Origin of the sequence: Nocardia mangyaensis (assembly GCF_001886715.1) — a bacterium.
Lineage (GTDB): Bacteria > Actinomycetota > Actinomycetes > Mycobacteriales > Mycobacteriaceae > Nocardia > Nocardia mangyaensis.
Genome location: NZ_CP018082.1, coordinates 6,734,494 through 6,755,920, shown reverse-complemented (window position 1 = coordinate 6,755,920; position 21,427 = coordinate 6,734,494). Strand labels below are relative to the sequence as shown.

General features: G+C 68.4%; 22 protein-coding genes. 14 read left to right on the top strand and 8 right to left on the bottom strand.

The features are described from left to right. Positions 1-177 precede the first annotated feature (177 nt). Genes BOX37_RS30605 through BOX37_RS30590 form a run of 4 tightly spaced genes read left to right on the top strand, consistent with a single transcriptional unit; the run spans position 178 to position 3,678 of the window. Positions 178-948 carry an ABC transporter ATP-binding protein gene (locus tag BOX37_RS30605; RefSeq protein WP_071930637.1) on the top strand — a complete coding sequence of 257 codons (771 nt, stop codon included), beginning with the start codon at positions 178-180 and terminating at the stop codon, positions 946-948. Next, positions 945-1,754 (top strand): ABC transporter permease, encoded by an 810-nt coding sequence (locus BOX37_RS30600; protein ID WP_071930636.1) that lies wholly within the window; start codon positions 945-947, stop codon positions 1,752-1,754. Before BOX37_RS30605 ends, BOX37_RS30600 begins: the two co-directional genes overlap by 4 nt. A 2-nt stretch (positions 1,755-1,756) precedes the next feature. Next, entirely contained in the window at positions 1,757-2,560 is an 804-nt protein-coding gene (locus tag BOX37_RS30595; RefSeq protein ID WP_071930635.1) for an ABC transporter permease, read from the top strand. Positions 2,561-2,613: 53 nt separating this feature from the next. After that, entirely contained in the window at positions 2,614-3,678 is a 1,065-nt protein-coding gene (locus BOX37_RS30590; protein WP_071930634.1) for an ABC transporter substrate-binding protein, read from the top strand. Between the two features lie 140 nt (positions 3,679-3,818). On the opposite strand, the gene BOX37_RS30585 is transcribed toward BOX37_RS30590, so the two are convergent. Beyond that, the gene (locus BOX37_RS30585) at positions 3,819-4,835 is read right to left on the bottom strand and encodes an XdhC family protein (RefSeq protein ID WP_071930633.1); all 1,017 of its coding nucleotides are present in this window, start codon (positions 4,833-4,835) and stop codon (positions 3,819-3,821) included. 14 nt (positions 4,836-4,849) lie between these two features. Continuing rightward, positions 4,850-5,431, bottom strand: a complete 582-nt coding sequence (locus BOX37_RS30580) for a nucleotidyltransferase family protein (RefSeq protein ID WP_071930632.1) — start codon at positions 5,429-5,431, stop codon at positions 4,850-4,852. A gap of 126 nt (positions 5,432-5,557) precedes the next feature. Between BOX37_RS30580 and uraD the strand changes: the two genes are divergently transcribed. From uraD to BOX37_RS30525, 10 genes are all read left to right on the top strand, one after another. Beyond that, positions 5,558-6,052, top strand: coding sequence for a 2-oxo-4-hydroxy-4-carboxy-5-ureidoimidazoline decarboxylase (uraD, locus tag BOX37_RS30575; RefSeq protein ID WP_071930631.1), 495 nt, complete (start codon positions 5,558-5,560; stop codon positions 6,050-6,052). Continuing rightward, the gene (uraH, locus tag BOX37_RS30570; RefSeq protein ID WP_071930630.1) at positions 6,049-6,366 is read left to right on the top strand and encodes a hydroxyisourate hydrolase; all 318 of its coding nucleotides are present in this window, start codon (positions 6,049-6,051) and stop codon (positions 6,364-6,366) included. The genes uraD and uraH overlap by 4 nt, the downstream gene beginning before the upstream one ends. Before the next feature lie 3 nt (positions 6,367-6,369). Then, positions 6,370-7,275 (top strand): factor-independent urate hydroxylase, encoded by a 906-nt coding sequence (gene pucL / locus BOX37_RS30565; RefSeq protein WP_071930629.1) that lies wholly within the window; start codon positions 6,370-6,372, stop codon positions 7,273-7,275. After that, complete coding sequence (locus BOX37_RS30560) at positions 7,263-8,633, top strand: 8-oxoguanine deaminase (RefSeq protein ID WP_071930628.1); 1,371 nt, start codon at positions 7,263-7,265, stop codon at positions 8,631-8,633. The genes pucL and BOX37_RS30560 overlap by 13 nt, the downstream gene beginning before the upstream one ends. A gap of 155 nt (positions 8,634-8,788) precedes the next feature. Continuing rightward, on the top strand, positions 8,789-9,634 hold the full coding sequence (locus tag BOX37_RS30555) for an FAD binding domain-containing protein (RefSeq protein WP_071930627.1): 846 nt from the start codon (positions 8,789-8,791) through the stop codon (positions 9,632-9,634). Positions 9,635-9,656: 22 nt separating this feature from the next. Then, positions 9,657-12,863: a molybdopterin cofactor-binding domain-containing protein gene (locus BOX37_RS30545; protein WP_156910633.1), complete on the top strand. Its 3,207-nt coding sequence runs from the start codon at positions 9,657-9,659 to the stop codon at positions 12,861-12,863. Next, positions 12,860-14,092: a DUF6986 family protein gene (locus BOX37_RS30540; protein WP_084760409.1), complete on the top strand. Its 1,233-nt coding sequence runs from the start codon at positions 12,860-12,862 to the stop codon at positions 14,090-14,092. Before BOX37_RS30545 ends, BOX37_RS30540 begins: the two co-directional genes overlap by 4 nt. 158 nt (positions 14,093-14,250) lie before the next feature. Beyond that, a complete protein-coding gene (alc, locus tag BOX37_RS30535) occupies positions 14,251-15,228 on the top strand; it encodes an allantoicase (RefSeq protein WP_071930625.1) in 978 nt (325 codons plus the stop codon). Then, positions 15,225-16,124: an allantoinase PuuE gene (gene puuE, locus BOX37_RS30530; protein WP_071930624.1), complete on the top strand. Its 900-nt coding sequence runs from the start codon at positions 15,225-15,227 to the stop codon at positions 16,122-16,124. Before alc ends, puuE begins: the two co-directional genes overlap by 4 nt. Positions 16,125-16,220: 96 nt before the next feature. Beyond that, a complete protein-coding gene (locus tag BOX37_RS30525) occupies positions 16,221-16,499 on the top strand; it encodes a hypothetical protein (protein ID WP_071930623.1) in 279 nt (92 codons plus the stop codon). Between the two features lie 33 nt (positions 16,500-16,532). Here the strand turns inward: BOX37_RS30525 and BOX37_RS30520 are convergent, their stop codons facing one another. The 6 genes from BOX37_RS30520 to BOX37_RS30495 all read right to left on the bottom strand — a co-directional run bounded on the left by BOX37_RS30520 (position 16,533) and on the right by BOX37_RS30495 (position 21,028). Then, positions 16,533-17,057, bottom strand: coding sequence for a hypothetical protein (locus tag BOX37_RS30520; protein WP_167660012.1), 525 nt, complete (start codon positions 17,055-17,057; stop codon positions 16,533-16,535). 53 nt (positions 17,058-17,110) lie between these two features. Then, positions 17,111-17,479: a hypothetical protein gene (locus BOX37_RS30515; protein WP_156910632.1), complete on the bottom strand. Its 369-nt coding sequence runs from the start codon at positions 17,477-17,479 to the stop codon at positions 17,111-17,113. A gap of 548 nt (positions 17,480-18,027) precedes the next feature. Continuing rightward, positions 18,028-18,327: a WXG100 family type VII secretion target gene (locus BOX37_RS30510; protein ID WP_071930621.1), complete on the bottom strand. Its 300-nt coding sequence runs from the start codon at positions 18,325-18,327 to the stop codon at positions 18,028-18,030. Positions 18,328-18,591: 264 nt separating this feature from the next. After that, on the bottom strand, positions 18,592-18,879 hold the full coding sequence (locus BOX37_RS30505) for a hypothetical protein (protein WP_071930620.1): 288 nt from the start codon (positions 18,877-18,879) through the stop codon (positions 18,592-18,594). A gap of 101 nt (positions 18,880-18,980) precedes the next feature. Then, positions 18,981-19,784 carry an Rpn family recombination-promoting nuclease/putative transposase gene (locus BOX37_RS30500; protein ID WP_071930619.1) on the bottom strand — a complete coding sequence of 268 codons (804 nt, stop codon included), beginning with the start codon at positions 19,782-19,784 and terminating at the stop codon, positions 18,981-18,983. Positions 19,785-19,873: 89 nt separating this feature from the next. Beyond that, positions 19,874-21,028: a lipase family protein gene (locus BOX37_RS30495; RefSeq protein WP_071930618.1), complete on the bottom strand. Its 1,155-nt coding sequence runs from the start codon at positions 21,026-21,028 to the stop codon at positions 19,874-19,876. Positions 21,029-21,427: the final 399 nt, after the last annotated feature.

The following is a 21,427-nucleotide window of genomic DNA, read 5'->3' as shown; positions in this document are numbered from 1 at the left end:
CCGTCGCGGTCGAGCTGTGCGCCCGGCAGCGACGAGGCTGTCAGATCCTGTCGACACTCTATGTCCTCTTCGGGTCCCGAATTGTTACCGGTCCGCATCTCGGGGACGTTAACGGTGCCGCAATACTGCCCCGGATTCGGAAATACCGGCGCAATCGGGCGCTCTTATGGTGGCGCCATGGGTAGCGGGATCGAGATCAGCGGGTTGTCGAAGTCGTTTCGAGTGGGCCGCGACACAGTGAATGCGCTGGACTCGGTGGACCTGCGCACCGCGAACGGGGCATTCCTTTCGTTGCTCGGGCCCTCGGGCTGCGGCAAGTCGACGGTGCTGCGCATTCTGGCCGGGCTGGAGGAACCGAGCGCGGGGACCGCGCGGATCAACGGGCTCACGCCGACCCAATTGCGTGGCGGACATCAGCTCGGCATCGCCTTCCAGGACTCGGCGCTGCTGCCGTGGCGCAGCGTGGAATCCAACATCCGGTTGCCGCTGCAGGTGGCCGGGCTGCCCACCGAGCCGGAGCGGATCGCCGAACTGATCGCGCTGGTCGGGCTGGAGGGCTTCGAGAAGGCCAAGCCCGCGCAGCTGTCCGGCGGTATGCGCCAACGGGTTTCGATCGCGCGGGCGCTGGTGGTGCAGCCCTCGGTACTGCTGCTCGACGAGCCCTTCGGCGCACTCGACGACATGACGCGCCAGCGGCTGAACCTGGAACTGCTGCGCATCTGGACCGAGAAACCGGCGACCACGCTGATGGTGACCCACGGCATCGGCGAGGCGGTGTTCCTCTCCGACGTGGTGGCGGTCATGAGTCCGCGGCCGGGCCGGGTGCTCGAGCTGGTCGAGATCGATCTGCCGCGCCCGCGCACGCCCGAGATGATGCGCACCCCGGAATTCCACAAGCTCTGCGACTACCTGTCCGAGCTGCTGTTCGGGCGGGGTGGGGTGGCATGAGCGCGCCGGCCGTCACGACGGGCGGCGTGCGCGGGCGCCTGCCCGGCTGGGTGGGGCTGGATCGGGTCGCCGGGTCGCTGGGCGTCGCGGCCCTGATCGCGCTGTGGTGGGCGCTCGCCGCGGCCGGGGTGGCCGGTGGCACGATTCCCACCCCGTGGCTCGTGCTGAGCACCATGTGGTCGGACGGCTGGGCGCTCTACGGGCCGAACTTCCAGGTCACGGCGGCGGGCGCGCTCCAGGGATTCCTGTGGGGCAATGCCCTCGCCATCGGGATCGCGGCGCTGATCATGCTGGTGCCGCGGATCGAGCCGCTGGCCACCCAGCTGGCCATTCTGAGCTACTGCACGCCGCTGCTGGCGCTGGGCCCGATCATTCTGGTGGTGTTCGGCGGGCGGATGCCGACGGTGTTCCTCGCCGCGATGTACTGCTTCTTCACCACCATGGTCGGCGCGGTCAGCGGGCTGCGCTCGGCCGATCCGGCGAGCCTGGACCTGGTCCGCGCCTACGGCGGCGGCCGGTGGCAGCAGCTCTACCGGGTGCAGGCCATCGCGGCGCTGCCGAACACGTTCGCGGCCTTGAAGATCGCCGCGCCCTCGGCGGTGCTCGGGGCGATCATCGGTGAGTATCTGGGCGGGGTCGACAGCGGAATCGGCGTCGCGCTGACCGCCGCCCAGAACGCCTACAACGTGCCACGCACCTGGGGCATGGCACTCGCGGCCGCCGCGCTGGCCGGGCTCGGCTTCGCCGTGGTCGCGGTGGCGGCGCGCCTGATCACGCCGTGGACGAGCGCGCAGGAGAACCGATGACGATGATCGTGCTGGGCCGAATCGGCCGTTTCCTGCTGCCACTGGCGAGTTCGCTGGTGTTGCTGCTGGTCATCTGGACGCTGTTCCTGCGTCTGTTCCCGCAGATCGGGCCGCGCGTGGGCAAGACGCCCGCCGACATCTGGACCTACCTGGTGACCGCGCCGGGCGCCCCGGCGGCGCGCCAGGCGATCCTCGACGATCTGGCGATCACCCTCACCGACGCGGCGACCGGATTCGTCGTCGGAATGCTCGGCGCGCTCGGTGTCGCGGTGCTGTTCGTGCTGTACTCGGCCGTGCAGCAGACATTCATGCCGGTGGCCATGTTGCTGCGCTCGGTGCCGCTGGTGGCGCTGAGCCCGATCGTGGTGCTGGTCTTCGGCCGTGGCACGGCCGGTGTGACGGTGCTGACCGCGATCGTCGTGTTCTTCCCCGCGCTGGTGATGATCATGACCGGCCTGCGCGAAGCGCCCAGGCAGGCCATGGAATTGGTGACCGCCTACGGCGGGTCGCGGTGGACCAGGCTGCGGATGGTCGCGGTACCCGCCGCGTTGCCCTCGGTGTTCGCCGCGGCGCGGATCTCGGTGCCCGGTGCGCTGATCGGCGCCCTGCTGGGCGAATGGCTCGGCAGCGGAACGGGTTTGGGCGCCAGCCTGGTGCGGGCCATTCCGATGTTCCAGTACAGCCGGCTGTGGGCCTCGATCGTGGTGGTCACGGTGGTGTCGGTGCTGCTGTACGCGATCGTCGGGGTGATCGAGAATCTGGTGCTCGCTCGATTCGGGCCGAGCGCGGGGCGAGTCGCGAATTAGCAGCGGAACGTCGACGCAAAGTGGACGAAACGCGCTGAATCTACATTCGGCGTATGAACAGTATCGACCGTCGTTCCTTTCTTCGCTATTCCGCGCTGACCGGCGTCGCGCTCGGTGGCGCGGGTCTGCTCGCTGCCTGCGGGAGCAGCTCGGGTACGTCCCCGAACGGCTCGACCGACGACGGATCGAAATACGGCAAGGTCGCCGTGCAGTTGTCGTGGATCAAGAACATCGAATTCGCGGGTGAGTATTTCGCCGATTCGCGCGGATATTTCCGGGATGCGGGATTCGGCGCGGTGGACCTCATCGCCGGTGGCGCGGCCAGCACCTCGGTGGAGGCCGGACTCGACACCGGCAAGGTGTGGATCGGGCTGTCCGCGCCGCAGACCACCGCGCCCGCGATCCTCGAGGGCCTGCCCGCCAAGATCGTCGGCGCGACCTTCCAGAAGAACCCGTTCGCGATCGTCAGCTCGGCGGCCGATCCGATCAAGTCCCCGGCCGAGATGAAGGGCCGCAAGATCGGCGTGCAGGACACCAACCAGCTCATCTTCGCCGCCCTGCTGGCCGCCAACGGCATCGAACCCGACGAGGTGACTGTCGTGCCCGCCCAGTTCGACCCCACCCCGCTGGCCAACGGCGAGGTCGACGGCTGGGTCAGCTACGTGACCAACGAACCGATCGTGCTGGCCGCCAAGGGCTTCGCCAACGACCATTTCCTGTTCGCCGATTTCGGCCTGCCGCTGGTCGCCGAGACATTCACTGTCACCCAGGACACCATCGACAACGAGCGCGACAAGCTCAAGGCTTTCCTGATCGCCGAGATCAAGGGCTGGAAAGACGCGGTCGCCGACCCCGCCGAGTCCGCGCGCCTTGCCGTCGAGATCTACGGCAAGGACCAGGGCCTCGACCTGGCCGAGCAGACCGAGGAAGCCATCGCCCAGAACGAGCTGGTGGTCTCCCCGGACACCGAGGCCAACGGCTTGTTCACGATGACCGACGCCCTCATCGAACAGAACATCGCCGCCCTGCGCACCGCCAAGATCGACATCACCGCCGACCAACTGTTCGACATGTCCATCCTGAACGAGATCTACGCCGAGAACCCCGACTTGAAGTAGGGGTTCGTTCGCCGGACCTATCGATCACCTGGCCCTGGTTGCCCACCCACGACAGTGGGCGCCACCAGGGCCTCGGTCAGTAGCTGCAGAGCTCGATCCATACGCTCAACAGTCGCTGAAAACGCAGGTGACGGGCACCGTCAGATCGCCATGCCGACCGTGGAGGAACCGAAATCGCGGTGGGCGGCCAGGCGCATGCCCGCGCGGGAGGCGAGGAAGTCGGCGGTGATGAAGACGGCGGTTTCGGCGGGGGTTCGCGGCCCGGATTCGAGGCCGGCGGGCACGTGCAGGCGGGCCAGGGTGGGCTCGTCGAAGCCGCCCGCGCGCAGATCGTCGAGGCGACGGGCCTGGTCGGCGGGGGAGCCGAGGGCGGCGAGGTAGCCCAGTTCGGGCAGGCGCAGGGCGACGGTGAGCAGGGGGATCTCGAAGCGGGGCTCGTTGGCGAGGACGACGATGCCGGTGTCGGAGTCGATCTCGCCCGCGGCCGCGAGGGTGTTGAGGTAGCGGTGCGGCCAGTCCACGACCACCTCGACGCCGGGGAAAGAGGCCGGGTCGGCGAATTCGGGGCGCGAATCGCAGATGCTGACCTGGTACCCGATCATCCGGGCCTGCGCGGCCAGGGTGGCGGCATAGGCGTTGGCGCCGAAGATCAGCAGCCGCGGCGGCGGGCAGTAGGAGGCGACGAACAGATCCGACTCCGGCAGCGCGACGAGTTCGGTGGCGTGCTTGCGATCGGTGACCAGATGCTGGCCGATCACATCGGGGTCCTGATTCCACACCACGGTGAACACGGTGACCCGGCGATGGGCCTGGATGTCGGCGGCGATGGTGGGGAACTCGGGGAAATCGCGGCAGGAGAACGGCTCGACGAAGATGTCGACGAGGGTGCCGTCGTCGGAGGTGGACTCCATGCCGGTGATCATGCTGTAGCGGCGTAATTGCCGGACGCCGGTGCGCGCGGCTTCCAGCGCGGCCGCGTAGACGGTCTCTTCCAACCGGCCCGACGCGATGGATCCGAAGACCCCGCCGTTGGGGGTGACGAGCATTGCCGAACCGATCGGCAGCGCGTTGGTGCCGATGGTGCGGACCACGGTGGCGAGGCCACCCGTGCGGCCCGAATGCCACACTCGCAGAAGGTCATCGACGATATCGCGCATATCTCAAACTCCGATCACTGTGCGGCGACTTCCGGGAAATCGCGATCGGTCCCTGTCGCCAAGTCGTCGCACGTGACGCACACCATATCCTGTCGGGTGCCCAAATAGGAACCGCCCCCTGTATCACCTACTGCCGTCGCCGAAATTGCTTCCCAGTGCTTGTTCTTCATCACAGCGGGATGACCGGGTGTGCTGTGAAACACAGCACGAGCCAATCCACTGTCACTCGCGCGCGCCGCGGCCAGCACCCTGGCGACGACATCGGCACCGATATCGGGGAGGTCGACGGGCAGGAACGCCGCGTATTCGGTGTTCGCCTCGGCGGCCGCGCGCAAGCCCGCGCGCACGGTCGCGCTCAGCCCGGTCGCCCAGTCGGCGACCCAGCGCCACTCGGTGTCGGCTGGCAGATCGACGTTCGCTGGATCTGGTCCGGTGGCGCCGAGCATCACGATCACCGGCGCGCAGCCGCCGTCGCGCAGGGCGGTGACCGCCGCGCGCAACCAGGCGCCGTTCTCGGCGAGTGCCTTGGGTTTGCCGTAGCGGGTACCCGCGCCCGCGGCGAGGACGATTCCCGCGCACGGCTCGATCGGGGACATGTGAGCAAAGGTAATGACGCAATGTTGCCGGTCGATTACAGCCGCGCAGCCCCTCGGCGACGACACGCCGACGTGACGGACTGCACATCGGTGGCGGCCAGGTGGGGATGGGGAGATGCTGGACCGATGCAGAGCGAAGCGATCGGCCTCGCGGGTTTCAACGATCTTGCGGCGCCGGCCGCAGAGTCGGCATTGCTTGCCTGTTGCTCCGCCCCACGCTGGGCGCGGGCGGTGGTGGCCGCCCGCCCCTATGACACCGCGGATTCGCTGTTCGATGCCGCCGACGCCGCGCTGGCGGCGCTCGACGACGCCGATATCGACGAGGCGCTGGCCGGTCACCCGCGCATCGGTGACCGCCCGACCTCGGCGGCTTCGGCCCGCGAGCAGTCCGGTGTCTCGGGTGCCCAGGTGCGCTCGGCACTGGCCGAGGGCAACCGCGCCTACGAGGCGAAGTTCGGCCACATCTACCTGGTGTGCGCGGCGGGGCGCGGCGGCGAGGAGTTGCTGGCGCTGCTGCGGGCCCGGCTCGACAACGATGCTCCGACCGAAAGGCAGGTCATGCGAACCGAATTGGCGAAGATCAACCGACTGCGCCTGGCGCGACTGGTGGACGCGTCGTGACCGGGCTGAGCACGCATGTGCTCGACGCGGTGCGCGGGGTGCCCGCCGAGGGGGTCGCGGTGTGGCTCACGCGCGGTGAGCAGCGGCTCACCGAGGCGCTCACCGATGCCGACGGGCGGGTGAAAGAGCTCGCCGCCGGTTTGAATCCGGGCGACTACCGCCTGTTCTTCGATACCGGGGCCTATTTCGCGGCGCAGGGCGTCGAGACCTTCTACCCGGAGGTCTGCGTCGCGTTCACGGTGGGTGAGCAGCCGCATCTGCATGTGCCGCTGCTGCTGTCGCCGTTCGCCTATTCCACCTACCGAGGGAGCTGACCGATGGCATTGACCGGTCCGATCGTGTTGACCGACCACCGATACGGCAAAGCCGAGAACCGGGTCGTGCGCTTCCACAAGGAGAACGCGCGCCACGAGATCCGCGACGTGAACGTCTCGACCACCCTGCGCGGGGATTTCGAGGCGGCCTACACCGAGGGTGACCAGCGTCACGTCCTGCCCACCGACACCCAGAAGCACACCGCCTTCATCTTCTCGAAGAAGCCGGGGCTCGACACCGTGGAGGACTACGCGATCGCGTTGGCGAAGCACTTCGTCGACACGGTCGACCCGGTGTCGAGCGCACGCATCGACGTGGATTCCTATGGTTGGCAGCGTGTCTCGATCGACGGCACCGAACACGACCACACCTGGGTCCGGCAGGGTCCCGAGGTGCGCACCGCCGCGGTGACCGTGGCGGGCACCGGTGCCGAGCAGCAGAGCTGGGTGATCGGCGGGATCAAGGACCTGGTGCTGCTCAAGTCGACCGGCTCGGAGTTCGCCGATTTCCTGACCGACGAGTACACGACCCTGGCCCCGACCCACGATCGCGTGCTCGCCACCTCGCTGATCGTGCAGTGGCGCTTCGCCGAGACCAGCGGATTCGACTGGGACGAGGTCTACGACGGCATCCGCGCCACCCTGCTCGAACTGTTCGCGACCACCTACTCCAAGGCGCTGCAACAGACGCTGCACGCGATGGGCACCGCCGCGCTGGAACGGTTCCCGGTCCTCGCCGAGATCCGGTTGTCGGCGCCGAACAAACACCACTTCGACTACGACCTCGCGCAGTTCGGGCTCGGGAACGTCAACGAGGTGTTCTGGGCGGCGGACCGGCCCTACGGCTCGATCCACGCCACCCTGGCCCGCGCCGACGCACCCGAGGCGGGCATCGCATGGCAGCCGTGAGCACGCCGGACCTGCTGATCGACGGGTGCGCGGTGGTGACCGTCGACGCGGCGGGTACCGAGTATCGCGAGGGCTGGGTCACGGTGCGCGGCAACCGGATCGATGCCGTCGGTGCGGGCAAGGCACCGGGCCTCGGGCCCGAGGTCGCCCGGATCGACGGACGCGGCTGTGTGCTCACGCCCGGTCTGGTCAACACCCACCACCACCTCTACCAGTGGATCACCCGCGGCCTGGCTGCCGACAACACGCTCTTCGAATGGCTGACCACGCTGTATCCGGTGTGGGCGCGCATCGATGAGAAGTCGGTGCGCACGGCGGCGACCGGTGCGCTGGTCTCGCTGGCCCGCAGCGGCTGCACCACGTCCTCGGATCACCACTACGTGTTCCCGCGCGGCGGCGGCGATCTGCTCGGCGCCGAGATCGGCGCGGCGGCCACGGTGGGGCTGCGCTTCCATCCGGCGCGCGGGTCGATGGACCTGGGACAGAGCCAGGGCGGGCTGCCGCCGGACGAGGTGGTCGAGTCGATCGACGACATCCTCACCGCGAGCGCCAGGGCCATCGCCGAGTGGCACGACCCGTCCTTCGACGCCATGGTGCGGATCGCGCTCGCGCCGTGCTCGCCGTTCTCGGTGACCGCCGAACTGATGCGCGAGTCCGCGACCCTGGCCAGGACCGCCGGGGTCCGGCTGCACACCCACCTCGCCGAAACCCTCGACGAGCAGGACTTCTGCCTGCGCACCTTCGGTTGCACGCCCGCGCAGTACATGGAACAGCTGGGCTGGCTCGGCGACGACGTCTGGTACGCCCACGCCGTGCACCTCGACGATCCGGCGATCGCCGCGATGGCGCGCACCGGCACTGGGGTGGCGCACTGCCCGACCTCCAACGGCCGGCTGGGCGCGGGGATCGCGCGGACCGCCGATCTGGTGGCGGCGGGGGTACCGGTGGGGCTCGGGGTCGACGGCGCGGCGAGCAATGAGTCGAGTTCGATGATCGAGGAACCGCGCAACGCGCTGCTGTACGCGCGAGCCGTCGGGGGGCCGCGGGCGATGACCGTGCGGACCGCGCTGGAACTGGCGACCATGGGCGGCGCGCGGGTGCTCGGCCGCGAGGCCGAGATCGGGTCGATCGAGCCGGGCAAGCTGGCCGATCTGGCGCTGTGGCGGCTCGATACGCCCGCGCATGCGGGGATCGAGGACCCGGTGGTGGCCTTGGTGCTCGGGTCGGCACCGCCGCTGGCCGGGCTGTGGGTGAACGGGTGCGAGGTGGTGCGCGACGGTGTCGTGACGACGGTCGACGAGGCGATGGTCGGAGCCGAGGTGGCCCAGGCGCAGGCCGCCCTGCTGGCCGGTGCGTGATCGTCGCCGTGCGTGCTGAGCTGCGGTTTCGCCGAGATCGGCGCACACTGGAGTGGTATACCGGATTAACCGCAGCGCAATCTGTCGCGAGTGTCGCGCAACATCGCGGCAACTCCCGGCCCCTACTGTGGCCGGTGAGGTAAGCGAGGTGCAACGTGGATCTGGACACTGTTCGAGAGGTGGTTCTCGCCCGCGAACGCGCCGATCTGGCCCTGGTCGGGCCGGGCAGCGCGGTACTGGCCGGGGGCACCTTCCTGTACTCCGAGCCGCACGATCATCTCGACCGGCTCGTCGACATCACCACGCTGGGCTGGCCGTCGCTCACCGCGACCCCGGCCGGGCTGGAGATCGCGGCGACCTGCACGCTGGCCGAATTCGCCGGTGCGCGTCCAGGCCGGGAACTCGGCACGGCGACGCTGCGTCCGGATTGGCCCGGCACCGCGCTGTTCGCACCGGCGTGCCGGGCCCTGCTGGCCTCGCACAAGATCTGGCGCACGGCCACCGTCGGCGGGAACGTCTGTCTTTCACTGCCGGCAGGTGCGGTGCTCGGCGCGTTGGTCGCGCTCGACGCGGTCGCGGTGGTCTGGCCGCGCGGGGGCGGCGAGCGGCGGATTCCGCTGCGCGAGTTCGTGACCGGGCCCGGGGAGAACGTGCTGGCCGCGGGCGCGGTGGTGCGGTCGTTCCTGGTACCCGCCGCGAGCCTGATGGCGCACACCAGTTTTCGCAAGATCGCGTTGGCCCCGCTCGGTCGCTCCGGTGCGGTGGTGATGGGCAGGCGGACGGCCGACGGCCGGTGCGCGATCACCGTCACCGCCGCCACGGTGCGTCCGGTGGTACTCGACTTCGATTCTGTACCGAGGGAATTCGAGCTCGCCGACGCGCTGTCCGAGGTCGAGCCGTCGCTGTGGTTCGACGATCCGCACGGCGCGCCGGACTGGCGTCGGCACGTGACCGGGCTGCTGGCAGCCGAGGTGGCCGCCGAGCTACGGGCGACACCCTGACCACGGCCCGAGGAGGTGGCTCATGAGACTGGAAGTCGACGGACACGCGGTCGAGGCGACCGCGCGCCCCGGCCAGTGCCTGCGCACCCTGCTGCGTGACCAGGGCGAACTCGCTGTCAAGAAGGGCTGTGACTCGGGCGACTGTGGTGCCTGCTCGGTCCTGCTCGACGGCGAACCGGTCCACTCCTGCCTCATCCCCGCGCACCGCGCCGCGAACCGTACCGTGACGACAGCCGCCGGCCTCGCCGATACCGACGGCCCGAATTCGGTGCAGCGCAGCTTCGTCGAGCGCGCCGGATTCCAGTGCGGGTTCTGTACCGCCGGGATGGTGGTCACCGCGACCGGTCTCGCGGCGGCCCGCTCGGCTCCTGTCAGCGGCGACTCGCCGAGTCCGGCGGAAGACGGTCAGGCGGAGACCGCCGACACCGAACCCCTGAGCGCGGAGGCCGTCACCGACACCGAGCGCGCTGAACTGCTGAAGGGAAACCTCTGCCGCTGCACGGGCTACCGTGCCATCGCCGACGCCCTCACCACACCCTGTGCATCCCTGTGCACAACCGCCGGACCTGCCGATTCGCCGCAAACGGTGGCCGAGCGGCCTGGTCCGTCCGCTGGCGACGTGGAGGGGCGCTTCACTGACGAGGCGACTGCTCTCCCCGTGAATTCGCAGGTCGACGCCGCCACCGGTGCGGCGGTCGTCGCCGCGGGGCCCGCCGTCGACTCCTACGTCGGTGCGAGTCGGGAGCGGGAAACCACCACTGTTTCCGCGGCGGAAGGCCCCGACGTAGGGGAGGCCGCGGCGCACGCTGTCGAGGCGCGAATGGGTGGTCACGGCTCGGGGCTTGCGAGCGACGTGCAGGCGAGCCCGGCGGAGTCCGAGAGCGGTGCCGGGGCCGAGGCAGTGCCCGTAGTGAACGCCGAGGTCGGCGGCATGCGGGGTCGGCATCGCGCCGGACAGGTCGGGGACGGGGTACGGGCTCCTGGGGCGGAGCGGATCGTGCGGGGTGGGGAGGCGTTCACCCTCGATGTGGTGCCGGGGTCGGGGGAGCAGGCGCCGCCGGTGGCGCCGTGGCATCTCGCGGTGCTGGCCAGCCCGCATCCACACGCGCGGATCGTCGCCATCGATGTGACCGCGGCAGCGGCTGTTCCGGGAGTGCGGGCGGTGTTGACGCATGGGGACGCACCCGCGACAGCGTTCTCGACGGCGCGGCACGAACTGCGCGAGGACGATCCGGACGACACCTTCGTGCTCGACAGCACCGTGCGGTTCGCGGGGCAGCGGGTGGCGGCCGTGGTGGGCGAGACTCTCGACGCGGCGCGGGCCGGTGTGCGGGCGTTGCGGGTGGAATACGAGGTGCTGCCCGCGGTGTTCGAACCGGAAGCGGCGTTGGCCGACGATGCGCCGAAACTGCATGCCGACAAGCCGGATTCGGCGCGGATCGCCGACCGCGACCACAATCTGATCGCCGAGATCCACGGCGGTGTCGGCGATGTCGGCGCAGGCATCGAGGGTGCAGCGAAAATCGTTCGAGGCGTGTGGAATTCGCCGCGTGTGCAACATGTGCACCTGGAGACGCACGGCGGGATCGGCTGGCTCGACGACGCGGGCAGACTCGTGGTCCGGTCGAGCACTCAGGTGCCGTTCCTGGTGCGCGAGGAGCTGTGCCATCTCTTCGGACTCGGGCGAGATCGGGTGCGGGTCTTCGCCACTCGCGTCGGTGGCGGATTCGGGGCCAAGCAGGAGATGCTGGCCGAGGACCTGATCGCGCTGGCCGTGCTGCGGACCGGGCACCCCGTGCAGTACGAGTTCACCCGTACCGACGAATTCACCTCCGCCACCGTTCGTCACCCGATGCGAGTGGCGGTGACCGCGGCGGCCGACGCGAACGGCCTGCTCACCGCGTTGGCGGTGGACGTCCTCGCCGACGCGGGCGCCTACGGCAACCACAGCGCGGGCGTGCTGTTCCACTCCGTCGGCGAATCGGTGGCCGTCTACCGCTGCCCGAACAAGCGCGTCGACGCACAGGCGGTGTACACCAACAACGTTCCCTCCGGTGCCTTCCGCGGCTACGGCCTGGGGCAGGTGATCTTCGGCGTCGAGTCCGCCATCGACGAACTCGCCCGCGAACTCGACATCGACCCGTTCGAATTCCGCAGGCGCAATGTGGTGATCCCGGGCGACCAGTTCACCGGCGCCGAGGTCGACGAGAGCGATCTGACCTTCGGCAGTTACGGCCTCGACCAGTGCCTCGACACCGCCCAGCAGGCCCTGCGCCGCGGCAACGGTGCCGCGGTGCCCGGCCCGGACTGGCAGCTGGGCGAGGGGATGGCCGTGGCGATGATCGCTACCGTGCCGCCGCGCGGACACCATGCCGACGCCACCGCCAGGGTGCTGGCCGATGGTCGCTACGAAATCGGTGTCGGCACCGCCGAATTCGGCAACGGCACCACCACTGTGCACGTCCAGCTGGCCGCGACGGCGTTGGCCACCACCGCCGACCGCATCGTGATCCGTCAGTCCGATACCGATGTGGTGGGCCACGACACCGGCGCCTTCGGCTCCACCGGCACCATGGTCGCGGGCAAGGCCTCCTACGCGGCGGCCCTGGAACTGCACGCGATGCTGCTGGCCAGGGCGGCCAAGGTCAGCGGACATCCCGAACGGGAATGCGTGCTCGAGGCGGGCGGGGTGCGCTGTGGCGACGACCTGCTCGCCGCCGCTGCGCTGCTCGCCGACGGTCCGCTCGTCGCCCACGGCACCCACGCGGGCACCCCGCGCTCGGTGAGTTTCAACGTGCACGCCTTCCGGGTGGCCGTGCAGCCGTGCACCGGCATCGTGCGCATCCTGCAGTCGATCCAGGTCGCCGACGCGGGCACCGTGGTCAACCCGGTGCAGCTGCGCGGCCAGATCGAGGGCGGGGTCGCCCAGGCGATCGGCACCGCGCTCTACGAGGACCTGCGGACCGACCAGGGCGTGGTGACCACCAGGACTTTGCGCCACTATCACCTTCCGCAGTTCGCGGATCTGCCTCGCACCGAGGTCTATTTCGCCGAAACCAGTGACGAACTGGGACCACTGGGCGCCAAATCGATGAGCGAGTCCCCGTACAACCCGGTGGCGCCGGCCCTGGCGAACGCGATCCGCGACGCCGTCGGCGTCCGACCGGACCGACTACCGATGACCGCCGACCGTGTGTGGCGGACCGTCAAGGAAGGAACCGCCGGGTGAGCACCCATCTTCCCGAGCACATCCGCGCCCGGATCGACGCGGTGCTCGACTCGGTCGACGCCGACCTGCGGGCGCGATATCCGGGCCAGGGCGACCGGGTCCAGCCGGTGCACACCGCCTATGTGGCCGCCGACCGCGCCACCGCCGACACCCCCGCGGACTGGGGCGCGGCCGCCCTCGAACTGCTGCACCGGCACGCGGACTTCCTGGTCGGCCTCGATGCCACCGGTTCGTTGCCCGCGGTCCGGCGCAGGCTGACCGACCAGCCGATCCAGGATCTGCGGATCGACTTCGAGGACGGCTACGGCTTCCGCTCCGACGAGGAGGAGGACGCCGCCGCGATCGCGGCGGGCAAGGCGTTGGCGAGCTGGGCGGATCGGCCCGGCGCCCCCGCCTCGTTCGGGGTGCGGACCAAGGGGCTGGCCGCGGGTGAGCGCAGGCGCGCGCTGCGCACCCTGGAGCTGGTGCTCGACGGTGCGGGCGGCGTGCTGCCCGGATTCGTGTTCACGGTGCCGAAGATCCGCGCTGCCGAACAGGTTTCGGCGATCGTCGACCTGTGCTCTGGGCTCGAACGCGGGCACGGCCTGCCCGATCACACCCTGCGCTTCGAACTGCAGATCGAGAGCCCGCAAGCGATCATCGCCCCCGACGGCACCGCGCCGATCGCCCGGATGATCTCTCTCGCCGCCGGACGGTGCAGCGCACTGCATTTCGGCACCTACGACTACACCGCCGCCTGCGGCATCGCCGCCACCGACCAGGCGCTCGATCACCCGGCCGCCGATCACGCCAAGTCCGTCATGCAGGTCGCCGCCGCGCAGACCGGGGTGTGGATCTGCGACGGCTCCACCCAGATCGTGCCCGACGCCGATCCCGAGGCTGCCTTCGCCAACCACCACCGCCTGGTCGACCGCGCGCTGCGCCGGGGCTACTACCAGGGCTGGGACATGCACCCCGGCCACCTGATCACCCGCTGGCTGGCCACCTACGACTTCTTCCGCACCGCCACCGCCGTGGCCGTGCCCCGGTTGCAGGCATATCTGGACCGGCGCTGCGGCGGCGTCGTCGACGAACCGGCCACGGCCGAGGCGCTGTCGACCACCGTGCTGCGCGGACTGCACTGCGCGGCGACCTCGGAGTCCGAATTGCTCGACCGCGCACCGGAGCTCACCGCCGATGTCCTGGCCGCGCTGGCGGCACGACGCACCCCGCCGCAGGAATCCCGATGACACACCTCGGCGGGTTTGCGGCCGTATCTCGGCGATGCCGGCGGTACAGGAGAACGTGACAGCACCGGACCTGGCCCGACGCGGGGCGACACGCGCAGCGCAGCACACAGAGGGGCGTCCGCCGATCGAGCGGAGTGCCCGAGGCACGAGGAGACACGGTGAGCGAACACCACGGCAGCGAAGACTTCACGCTCCTACCGGACCTGGCGGCTCGACCGCTCGGCGGTTCGGTGATCTGGGCGAACGACGAGTTCTTCGCCGAGAAGGAGAATCTGGTCAACCCCGGTCCGGCCGAGTACCAGCCGTCGACTTTCGGGCACAAGGGCCAGGTCTACGACGGGTGGGAGACTCGGCGGCACCGGGGCAAGCCCGGTGACGACACCGCGATCGTCCGGCTCGGCGTGCCCGGCGTGATCCGTGGTGTCGTGGTGGACACGGCGTGGTTCAAGGGCAACTATCCGCCGGCGGTCTCGCTGTCGGCGCTGGTCGTGGCGGGTTACCCGCCCGCCGAGGACATCGCCGCGCGCACCGACTGGGTGACCCTGCTCGACCGCGTCGAAGTCGATGGTGACAGCCGCAATCCGTTCACCATCGACAGCGACGAGCGCTGGACGCACGTGAAACTCACCATGCACCCCGACGGCGGGGTGGCCCGGCTACGGGTGCACGGCGAGGGCCGCCCCGACCCGACTCTGCTCGGCCTCGGCCCGCTCGACCTCGCCGCGCTGGAGAACGGCGCGCTCGTACTCGACTGCTCCAACCGCTTCTACAGCTCGCCCAACCAGCTGCTCTACCCCGGTCAGGCGCGGGTGATGGGCGACGGTTGGGAGACCGCGCGCCGCCGTGACGACGGAAATGACTGGGTGCGTATCCGATTGGCCGGTCCCGGCGCGATCCGGCTCGCCGAGATCGACACCTCCTGCTTCCTCGGCAACAGTCCCGGTGCGGCCTCGCTCACTGGATTCACCAACGACGGCACCGAAGTCGAACTGCTGCCACGGACCGAGCTGCTCCCCGACACCCGGCACCGCTTCGCCCTCGCCCCGGCCGCCGCCTCGGTCGAGGAAGTGCGCCTCGACATCTATCCCGACGGCGGGCTCGCCCGGTTGCGGCTGTTCGGGGAGCTGGGCGCGTGAGCGATATTCGCGACTTCGTCGGCTACGGCCCGAATCCGCCCGACCCGCAATGGCCCGACGAGGCGCAGATCGCCGTGCAGTTCGTGTTGAATTACGAAGAGGGCGGGGAGAACAACGTCCTCGACGGGTCGCCGCATTCGGAGACCTTCCTCTCGGAGATGACGCCGGCCGAGGCGTTCCCGAACCGGCACATGAGCATGGAATCGCTCTACGAATACGGTTCGCGCGCCGGGCTGTGGCGGGTACTTCGCGTCTTCGAACGGCGCGGACTGCCGCTCACCATCTTCGCGGTGGCGCGGGCCATGCAGCGTAATCCCGAAGCGGTGGCTGCTTTTCGGGAGCTCGGGCACGAGATCGCCAGTCACGGACTGCGGTGGCAGTCCTATCAGCTCACTGATCGCGATACCGAGCGCGCCGACATGGCCGAGGCGGTCCGCGTCCTCACCGAGCTCACCGGTTCGGCCCCGCTCGGCTGGTACACCGGGCGCGACTCGCCGAACACTCGCGAATTGGTGGTCGAACACGGCGGTTTCGTCTACGACTCCGATTCCTACGCCGACGATCTGCCGTACTGGACCGAGGTGAACGGCCACGACCACCTCGTTGTCCCCTACACCCTCGACACCAACGACATGCGTTTCGCCTCGCCCGCGGGTTTCGCCAACGGCGAGGAGTTCTACGCCCACCTGCGCGACGCCTTCGACGTGTTGTATCGCGAAGGCGCCGAGGGTAGTCCGAAGATGCTCTCGATCGGACTGCACTGCCGCCTGGCCGGTCGCCCCGCCCGCACCGCAGCCCTGGAACGCTTCCTCGACCACATCCAGACCCACGACCGGGTCTGGATCACCCGCCGCATCGACATCGCCGAACACTGGCACAAGGTCCACCCGGTCTGAGGAGCCCCCACCGCCCACAGAAATATGGGCATTTCACTTTCTGTGGGCGGTGGGTACTGTTCGAATCCGGAACAGTCGCGGCGAAAGGTGATCCCCATGACTCGAACCCTGGCGAAAACCCTTGCCGCAGCGGGCATATCCTGCGCCCTCCTGGCCCTCGGCCCCACCGCCTCCGCCGCCGCCCAACCGGGCTCCGGCAGCGGCACCGAGCTGGTCCAATCGGGCTCCTCCACCGGCTCCGTCGGCGTAGATCTCCCCACTGCCGTCCTGCTCTGCGAACTCACCGGCGGCGACTACGTCATCGGCGCCTCGATGGCCAACACCCACATCGGCTGCTACGGCGGCCTCTTCGGCAAACCCCGCTACCTCGACTGAGGCTTGTCGGGGCGAGACGCTAATCCACAGTGGTCAGTCGTCCGACAAGACGATCAACGCAACCTTCTGTGCTGACCGATCGATGGCCACCAGTTCGTGGAACTCCGTGTGGATGTTTCCGTAGTCATTGATCGCGGATTTTCCCAGCTCGTTCAGCTCGTAGCAGGAATCGCTGGCCTTGATGGCCCGGTAAGCGGAGTCGTGCAGATCGCGTTGCAGCGTCTCGGGAAGTATCCCGCACTTCTGCAGCCACTGCTCGACGACAGCAGTGGCTGTCGTCGGATCCACAGATCGGAAGACATCGGCTGAAATGCTGGAGATCCAGTACGGCCCATGACGTGTGCCGCTCGGATCAACGCCGCCGCCAACATAATCGTCTCTGTACTCGACACTTGCGATGATCCCGGCCAAGATACGACGGTCGTCGCTGGGATCATCGTCGATGGTGAACGTTCGCACGTCCACCCATCGAAAACCGTGGGAACCACCTGCTCCGAAATTGTAGTCGCGAAAGTTCATGAACTCCATTCCAAGATACTTCATGGCGTTCGGCTCCATCCTTTCGTGGTCGATGTTAGATGTGCCAGCGCTTCACTGGGACGCCGGGGACATTATTGAAATCGATCTTCTGCACCCTCGTCTATCAGTACTTTCATAGCGATGATCTCGGCGAGGGCTAGGGCTACCTTTTGTGTGTCGGGCACCTCCTCGAAAGCGGTGATGGCTCCGACTGCTCCGCCGAATGCTGCGGTGAAACCGAGGATCTTCAGAAGCTTTTGTGAGTTCAGCGTCGTTCGGATTTTCGACACCGCGCTGACAACCAGGACCCCAACCCGGGCCGCCGCGATCGCTGCCGACCCTCCCATGGAGAAGATGAATCCGACGGCGGCGAGGACGATGGTGTCGGCAGAAGCGCTGATCGTATCGAGGTGTTGCTGGATCAGTGCACGGTTCTCGATTTCGTCGAGGCCGTCGAACATCTGCGAGATGGTTGTGATTCTGGCCTTGGCGCCGGAGAGCGCATCGCTCGCAGCGAATGTCGACCATGCTCGCGACACCTCAGCGAGCGCGTCGATGTTCGCGTTCGGCAGCTTGTTGAACTCGCTGGCGATGCTGTCGACAATTGGTCGAAGAAGTCGCCTTCGCTGTCCTTCTGGACTCCGATTCCGGCCGTGGCCGTCGTCGCCGAGGGGATCGTGACTTTGTACTCGGACAGTGCGGCGATGGTCGGTTGTGGCGGCGCGGGATCGCTGTTGTTGCTGGTTCCGTAGTTGTATCCAGCGGCGTAGAGGACGTTGCCGAAGTTGGTCAGAGCGTCGGCGAGATTGGTGCAGGACTGGAGGGTCCGTTGCGCGACGTCGTCGTACGCTCGGCCCACTCCACGCAGCCCGGAGCGTCTCCTGCCATGCCCGCGCCGATCTGTTTCACTGCGGTGTGTACGGGTTTGTCCGCTGCACGTAGTTCGGCGGCCAGATCATGGCACTTCTTCGCGGCGTCGTGGTAGGAGACCCAGTCGACGTACACGACGTCATCCGCCTTGCAGCATGCGCCGGTTCAGCTGGACAGCGGCGGTGTACCGTCCGTGTGCCGCCTGAGTGGCATCGCTGATCTCCCGGATGCCCTCGACGAATTCGCGTGCGCCAGCTGCCCATTGCTGGTGCGCGACCTGATATGCCTCTGCGGCGATGCTTTCCCAGCCGGTACCTGTCAAACTTGCCACCTTGCCGTCGATTTCATCGAGATGGTCGCTGATGAACCCGGACAGTCCGGTGAGTTTGGAGACGATCTGTTCGAGGTGGTCGAGGTCTACGTTGAAGTCGGTCGCCATCAGGCGCCCGGTAGGTCGAGGCTGAAGGTGTTCAGCAGGGTGGAGTTGGTTTCGTCTTGTCGGACGTAGGTGTCGGCGGTGACACCGGGCGAGCCCCGTACACGTAGCTACCGACTTCGCGAACTTTCTCCGGGACCACAGTCAACGACTGGCCGTCCCCCCCAAGGGCTGCTCATAGTCGGCGATACTAGCTGGTGGTAGCCGAAGACTTCAGGAAGGTCGGTGTGGGCGACTCACGCAACTCGGCGCCTGCTCCGGGCGTGATCAGGCCAGGCCACAGCGTTCGATGTTGGCCAAGGTGATCTGGCGGTCGGATTCCTTGGCCTGGGGGACGCGGTTGTAGGCGCCGAGGGAATCCATGTAGTTGACGAAGGCGTCGGCGATCTCTTCCGGCGTCGCGTCGGGTTTCGCGGCGCGAATGTTGTTCACCAGGTCGCGCGTCGTCTCGCACTGTTCTTCCTGGGTGAAGATCGGCGGCGGGTCGGCGTGTGCGAACGCCGGGGCGAACGCCAGGACGGCAGCAGCGAGAACGATGGATCTAATTCCCCTCATACGCCTGACCCTACCCGGCCGATCCGGTTGGTACACGAGGCGTTCAGCGCCATCGTCGATGGTGAAATGTTCTGCACTCCAACATTGGAGAGTGCGCGCGATCAGCGGATGCGCATGTCGTCCAGGCTGGCGGCGGTCAGGATGCGAGCGGACCATTCGCGGAGTTGTTCCTGCTCAGCGCTGTGCACACGGGAGGTGATCTCGGCGGTGAGCGGGCCGAATTTCAAGGTCAGCTGCTCGACGAGGATCTCGCGGAGCATCGCGGAACGTCCGCGGGCCTCGCCACGCGCCTCGCCTTCGGCGCGGAGTTGTTCGGCAGTGGTCACGAAGGCCTCCTTCGCCTCTGGTCCCAGTTGATCGATGAAGGGTTGCAGGTCGGCGGATGGAGTGTCGCCGACACTCACGATGTACGTCAGCACGGCGACCTGCAACCGCGGCAGGTGTGGTCCGAGTGCAGCGCGGGCGGCGGGGTCGATGCCGATCAGGTCGGCCACCTCCACGGGGGCGTCCCAGGCTTCCTGGCGGGTGCTGGCGTGCACCACCAGCGGAACGATCGGCGGCAAGGTGGTGGCTTTGGGGTGGTCGCGCAGGTAGTGGGTCCAGATCGCAACGAGGTAGTCGAGCATGCGCAGCGCCATGAACCGGTCGGTGCGTGACTGGTGCTCCAGTAGGAGGTACAGGTAGGCGTCGCACCCGTCGAGACGGGTACGGAAGAGCAGGTCGCTGTAGGTGGCGCGCAGGTGTTTGGAGACGAAGCTGCCGGACTGCGGTTCCAAGTTGGCCCAGTCGAGGCGGTCGGCGATTTCCGCCGGAAGCATTGGGCGTAGCTGGGAGGCGGCGTCGGCGGGACGGCGGAGCATGTGCCGGAAGAACGCGTCATGGGGCTTGGGCGCCGAATCAGCCATAGCGACAAGCTATCTCGCGACCGGTGGTGGCGCCGAATCGGACGGCGCACTCCCTCGACGGGGACGGATCGGGGAGTGCGCCGCGGGGGTCAGGCGAAGAGGGACTGGACGAAGGGGAGGGAGTCGACCAGGGAGGCGTTGACGGCGGCGTTGTGGTCGGTGGGGTAGGTGCGGACGGTGACCGGCTCACCGTTCGCTACGAGAACAGCGGCGAAGCGGAGGGTTTCGGGGGTGACGACGTCGGTGTCGCGCAGGCCCTGGCCGAGGAAGAGGGGGCGGTCGTAGCCGGATTCGGGGAGACCCATGTAGCTCGAGAGCAGGCCGTGGAGGTTGGGGATCGAGGACAGCGGGCGGGCGAACATGCTGCCGAGGGAGGGCTTGGCGTCGGACAGTTCGTCGCCGAGGGGGCCGATGCAGGTGGTTTGCGCGCGGTCGAGCCAGGTGCGGCCGGAGTCGGTGAGCAGACCCTCGATGTCGAGGTCGGGGAAGGTGGTGCGCAGGCCGTTGAGGATGTAGAGCACGTAGGCGGACAGGTGGGAACTCAGGGCGATGGGGGGCATGCCGGGGCCGAGTAGTTGCAGGACGTCTTCGATGTAGGCGGGGACGCCGGTGCCGACCGCGCCGCGGTAGTCGAGGTCGGGGCCGCCGAACTCGGTGGCGTAGCGGGCGGTGAACACCGCGGCGCCGCCGCCCTGGGACTGGCCGACCACGACCCACTTGGTGGACAGGTCGGTGTAGCGGTCGGTGGCGGCGCGCACGGCGTCGACCACGTTGTGTGCCTCGACGATGCCGTTGAGGTAGGGGTGCTCGCCGGGGCCGCCGAGGCCCGCGTAGTCGGCGGCGACGATCGCGTATCCCTGCCGCAGCCAGGTGCTCAGGTAGGCCCAGTCCCGTTCGACCGCGCCGGGACCGGCCACGCTGTAGGCGCAGTCGTCGCCGAGGCCGACGGTGCCGTGTGCCCACGCGATCACCGGCCAGCCGCCCTCGGGCGCCGCGCCGGGCGGGAAGTACACGGCCGCGCTGGTGGTGGTCGGCTGATCGCCCACGGTCGTCGATCGGTAGAGCAGGCGCTCGGCGCGCGCCGAGCCGGGCAGGGTCGCCGCGGCCGAGAGCGCTTCGACGCCGACGACGCTGCCGGCTTCGGGCTGTGCGGTCGCCACGGTGGCGGGCAGCAGGGTCATCGTGACCGTCGCGGCGACCACGGTCATGGCGAGCTTCGACGCCGCGATCCTCGTAATCCTCATGCGGTCACCTTCTCGTCTGGGCGCACGCCTGTCCAGCACGCGGCGCGCCCGCCCGGCGGTGACGACACGCACACCATTGCTCCCCCGCGTGGTGTGTGAAACGACTCACAGAGTGGAAGGGTTGGCCGGGTCGGTGCCGGTCCGGCCGGTGATCTCTAACAGTACGAGCGTTATGCTGAAACTCCTGGTCAGCACTACCCGTCGGTAGATTCGGTGCTTGCAATTAGCCCGCAAATTTCGCAAAGTTAGCAAACGCGGCGGCAAACCTAGCTGAGATTCACACAAGCAACAGGTAGACGGCTATTTCCTGGTGTGCCATCGTGTGGAAGTACACCCCTTGGGCCCTAGCTAGTCCTAGCAAGCCTGCAAATTGCTCCAGCAGTACGAGCCGTGCAACCG

What these genes read in the sequence shown, in the direction of transcription:
- BOX37_RS30605 (WP_071930637.1), top strand. Translation starts at nt 178, where the DNA reads ATGGGTAGCGGGATCGAGATCAGCGGGTTGTCGAAGTCGTTTCGAGTG.
- BOX37_RS30600 (WP_071930636.1), top strand. Translation starts at nt 945, where the DNA reads ATGAGCGCGCCGGCCGTCACGACGGGCGGCGTGCGCGGGCGCCTGCCC.
- BOX37_RS30595 (WP_071930635.1), top strand. Translation starts at nt 1,757, where the DNA reads ATGATCGTGCTGGGCCGAATCGGCCGTTTCCTGCTGCCACTGGCGAGT.
- BOX37_RS30590 (WP_071930634.1), top strand. Translation starts at nt 2,614, where the DNA reads ATGAACAGTATCGACCGTCGTTCCTTTCTTCGCTATTCCGCGCTGACC.
- BOX37_RS30585 (WP_071930633.1), bottom strand. Translation starts at nt 4,835, where the DNA reads ATGCGCGATATCGTCGATGACCTTCTGCGAGTGTGGCATTCGGGCCGC.
- BOX37_RS30580 (WP_071930632.1), bottom strand. Translation starts at nt 5,431, where the DNA reads ATGTCCCCGATCGAGCCGTGCGCGGGAATCGTCCTCGCCGCGGGCGCG.
- uraD (WP_071930631.1), top strand. Translation starts at nt 5,558, where the DNA reads ATGCAGAGCGAAGCGATCGGCCTCGCGGGTTTCAACGATCTTGCGGCG.
- pucL (WP_071930629.1), top strand. Translation starts at nt 6,370, where the DNA reads ATGGCATTGACCGGTCCGATCGTGTTGACCGACCACCGATACGGCAAA.
- BOX37_RS30560 (WP_071930628.1), top strand. Translation starts at nt 7,263, where the DNA reads ATGGCAGCCGTGAGCACGCCGGACCTGCTGATCGACGGGTGCGCGGTG.
- BOX37_RS30545 (WP_156910633.1), top strand. Translation starts at nt 9,657, where the DNA reads ATGAGACTGGAAGTCGACGGACACGCGGTCGAGGCGACCGCGCGCCCC.
- BOX37_RS30525 (WP_071930623.1), top strand. Translation starts at nt 16,221, where the DNA reads ATGACTCGAACCCTGGCGAAAACCCTTGCCGCAGCGGGCATATCCTGC.
- BOX37_RS30520 (WP_167660012.1), bottom strand. Translation starts at nt 17,057, where the DNA reads ATGGAGCCGAACGCCATGAAGTATCTTGGAATGGAGTTCATGAACTTT.
- BOX37_RS30515 (WP_156910632.1), bottom strand. Translation starts at nt 17,479, where the DNA reads ATGTTCGACGGCCTCGACGAAATCGAGAACCGTGCACTGATCCAGCAA.
- BOX37_RS30510 (WP_071930621.1), bottom strand. Translation starts at nt 18,327, where the DNA reads ATGGCGACCGACTTCAACGTAGACCTCGACCACCTCGAACAGATCGTC.
- BOX37_RS30505 (WP_071930620.1), bottom strand. Translation starts at nt 18,879, where the DNA reads ATGAGGGGAATTAGATCCATCGTTCTCGCTGCTGCCGTCCTGGCGTTC.
- BOX37_RS30500 (WP_071930619.1), bottom strand. Translation starts at nt 19,784, where the DNA reads ATGGCTGATTCGGCGCCCAAGCCCCATGACGCGTTCTTCCGGCACATG.
- BOX37_RS30495 (WP_071930618.1), bottom strand. Translation starts at nt 21,028, where the DNA reads ATGAGGATTACGAGGATCGCGGCGTCGAAGCTCGCCATGACCGTGGTC.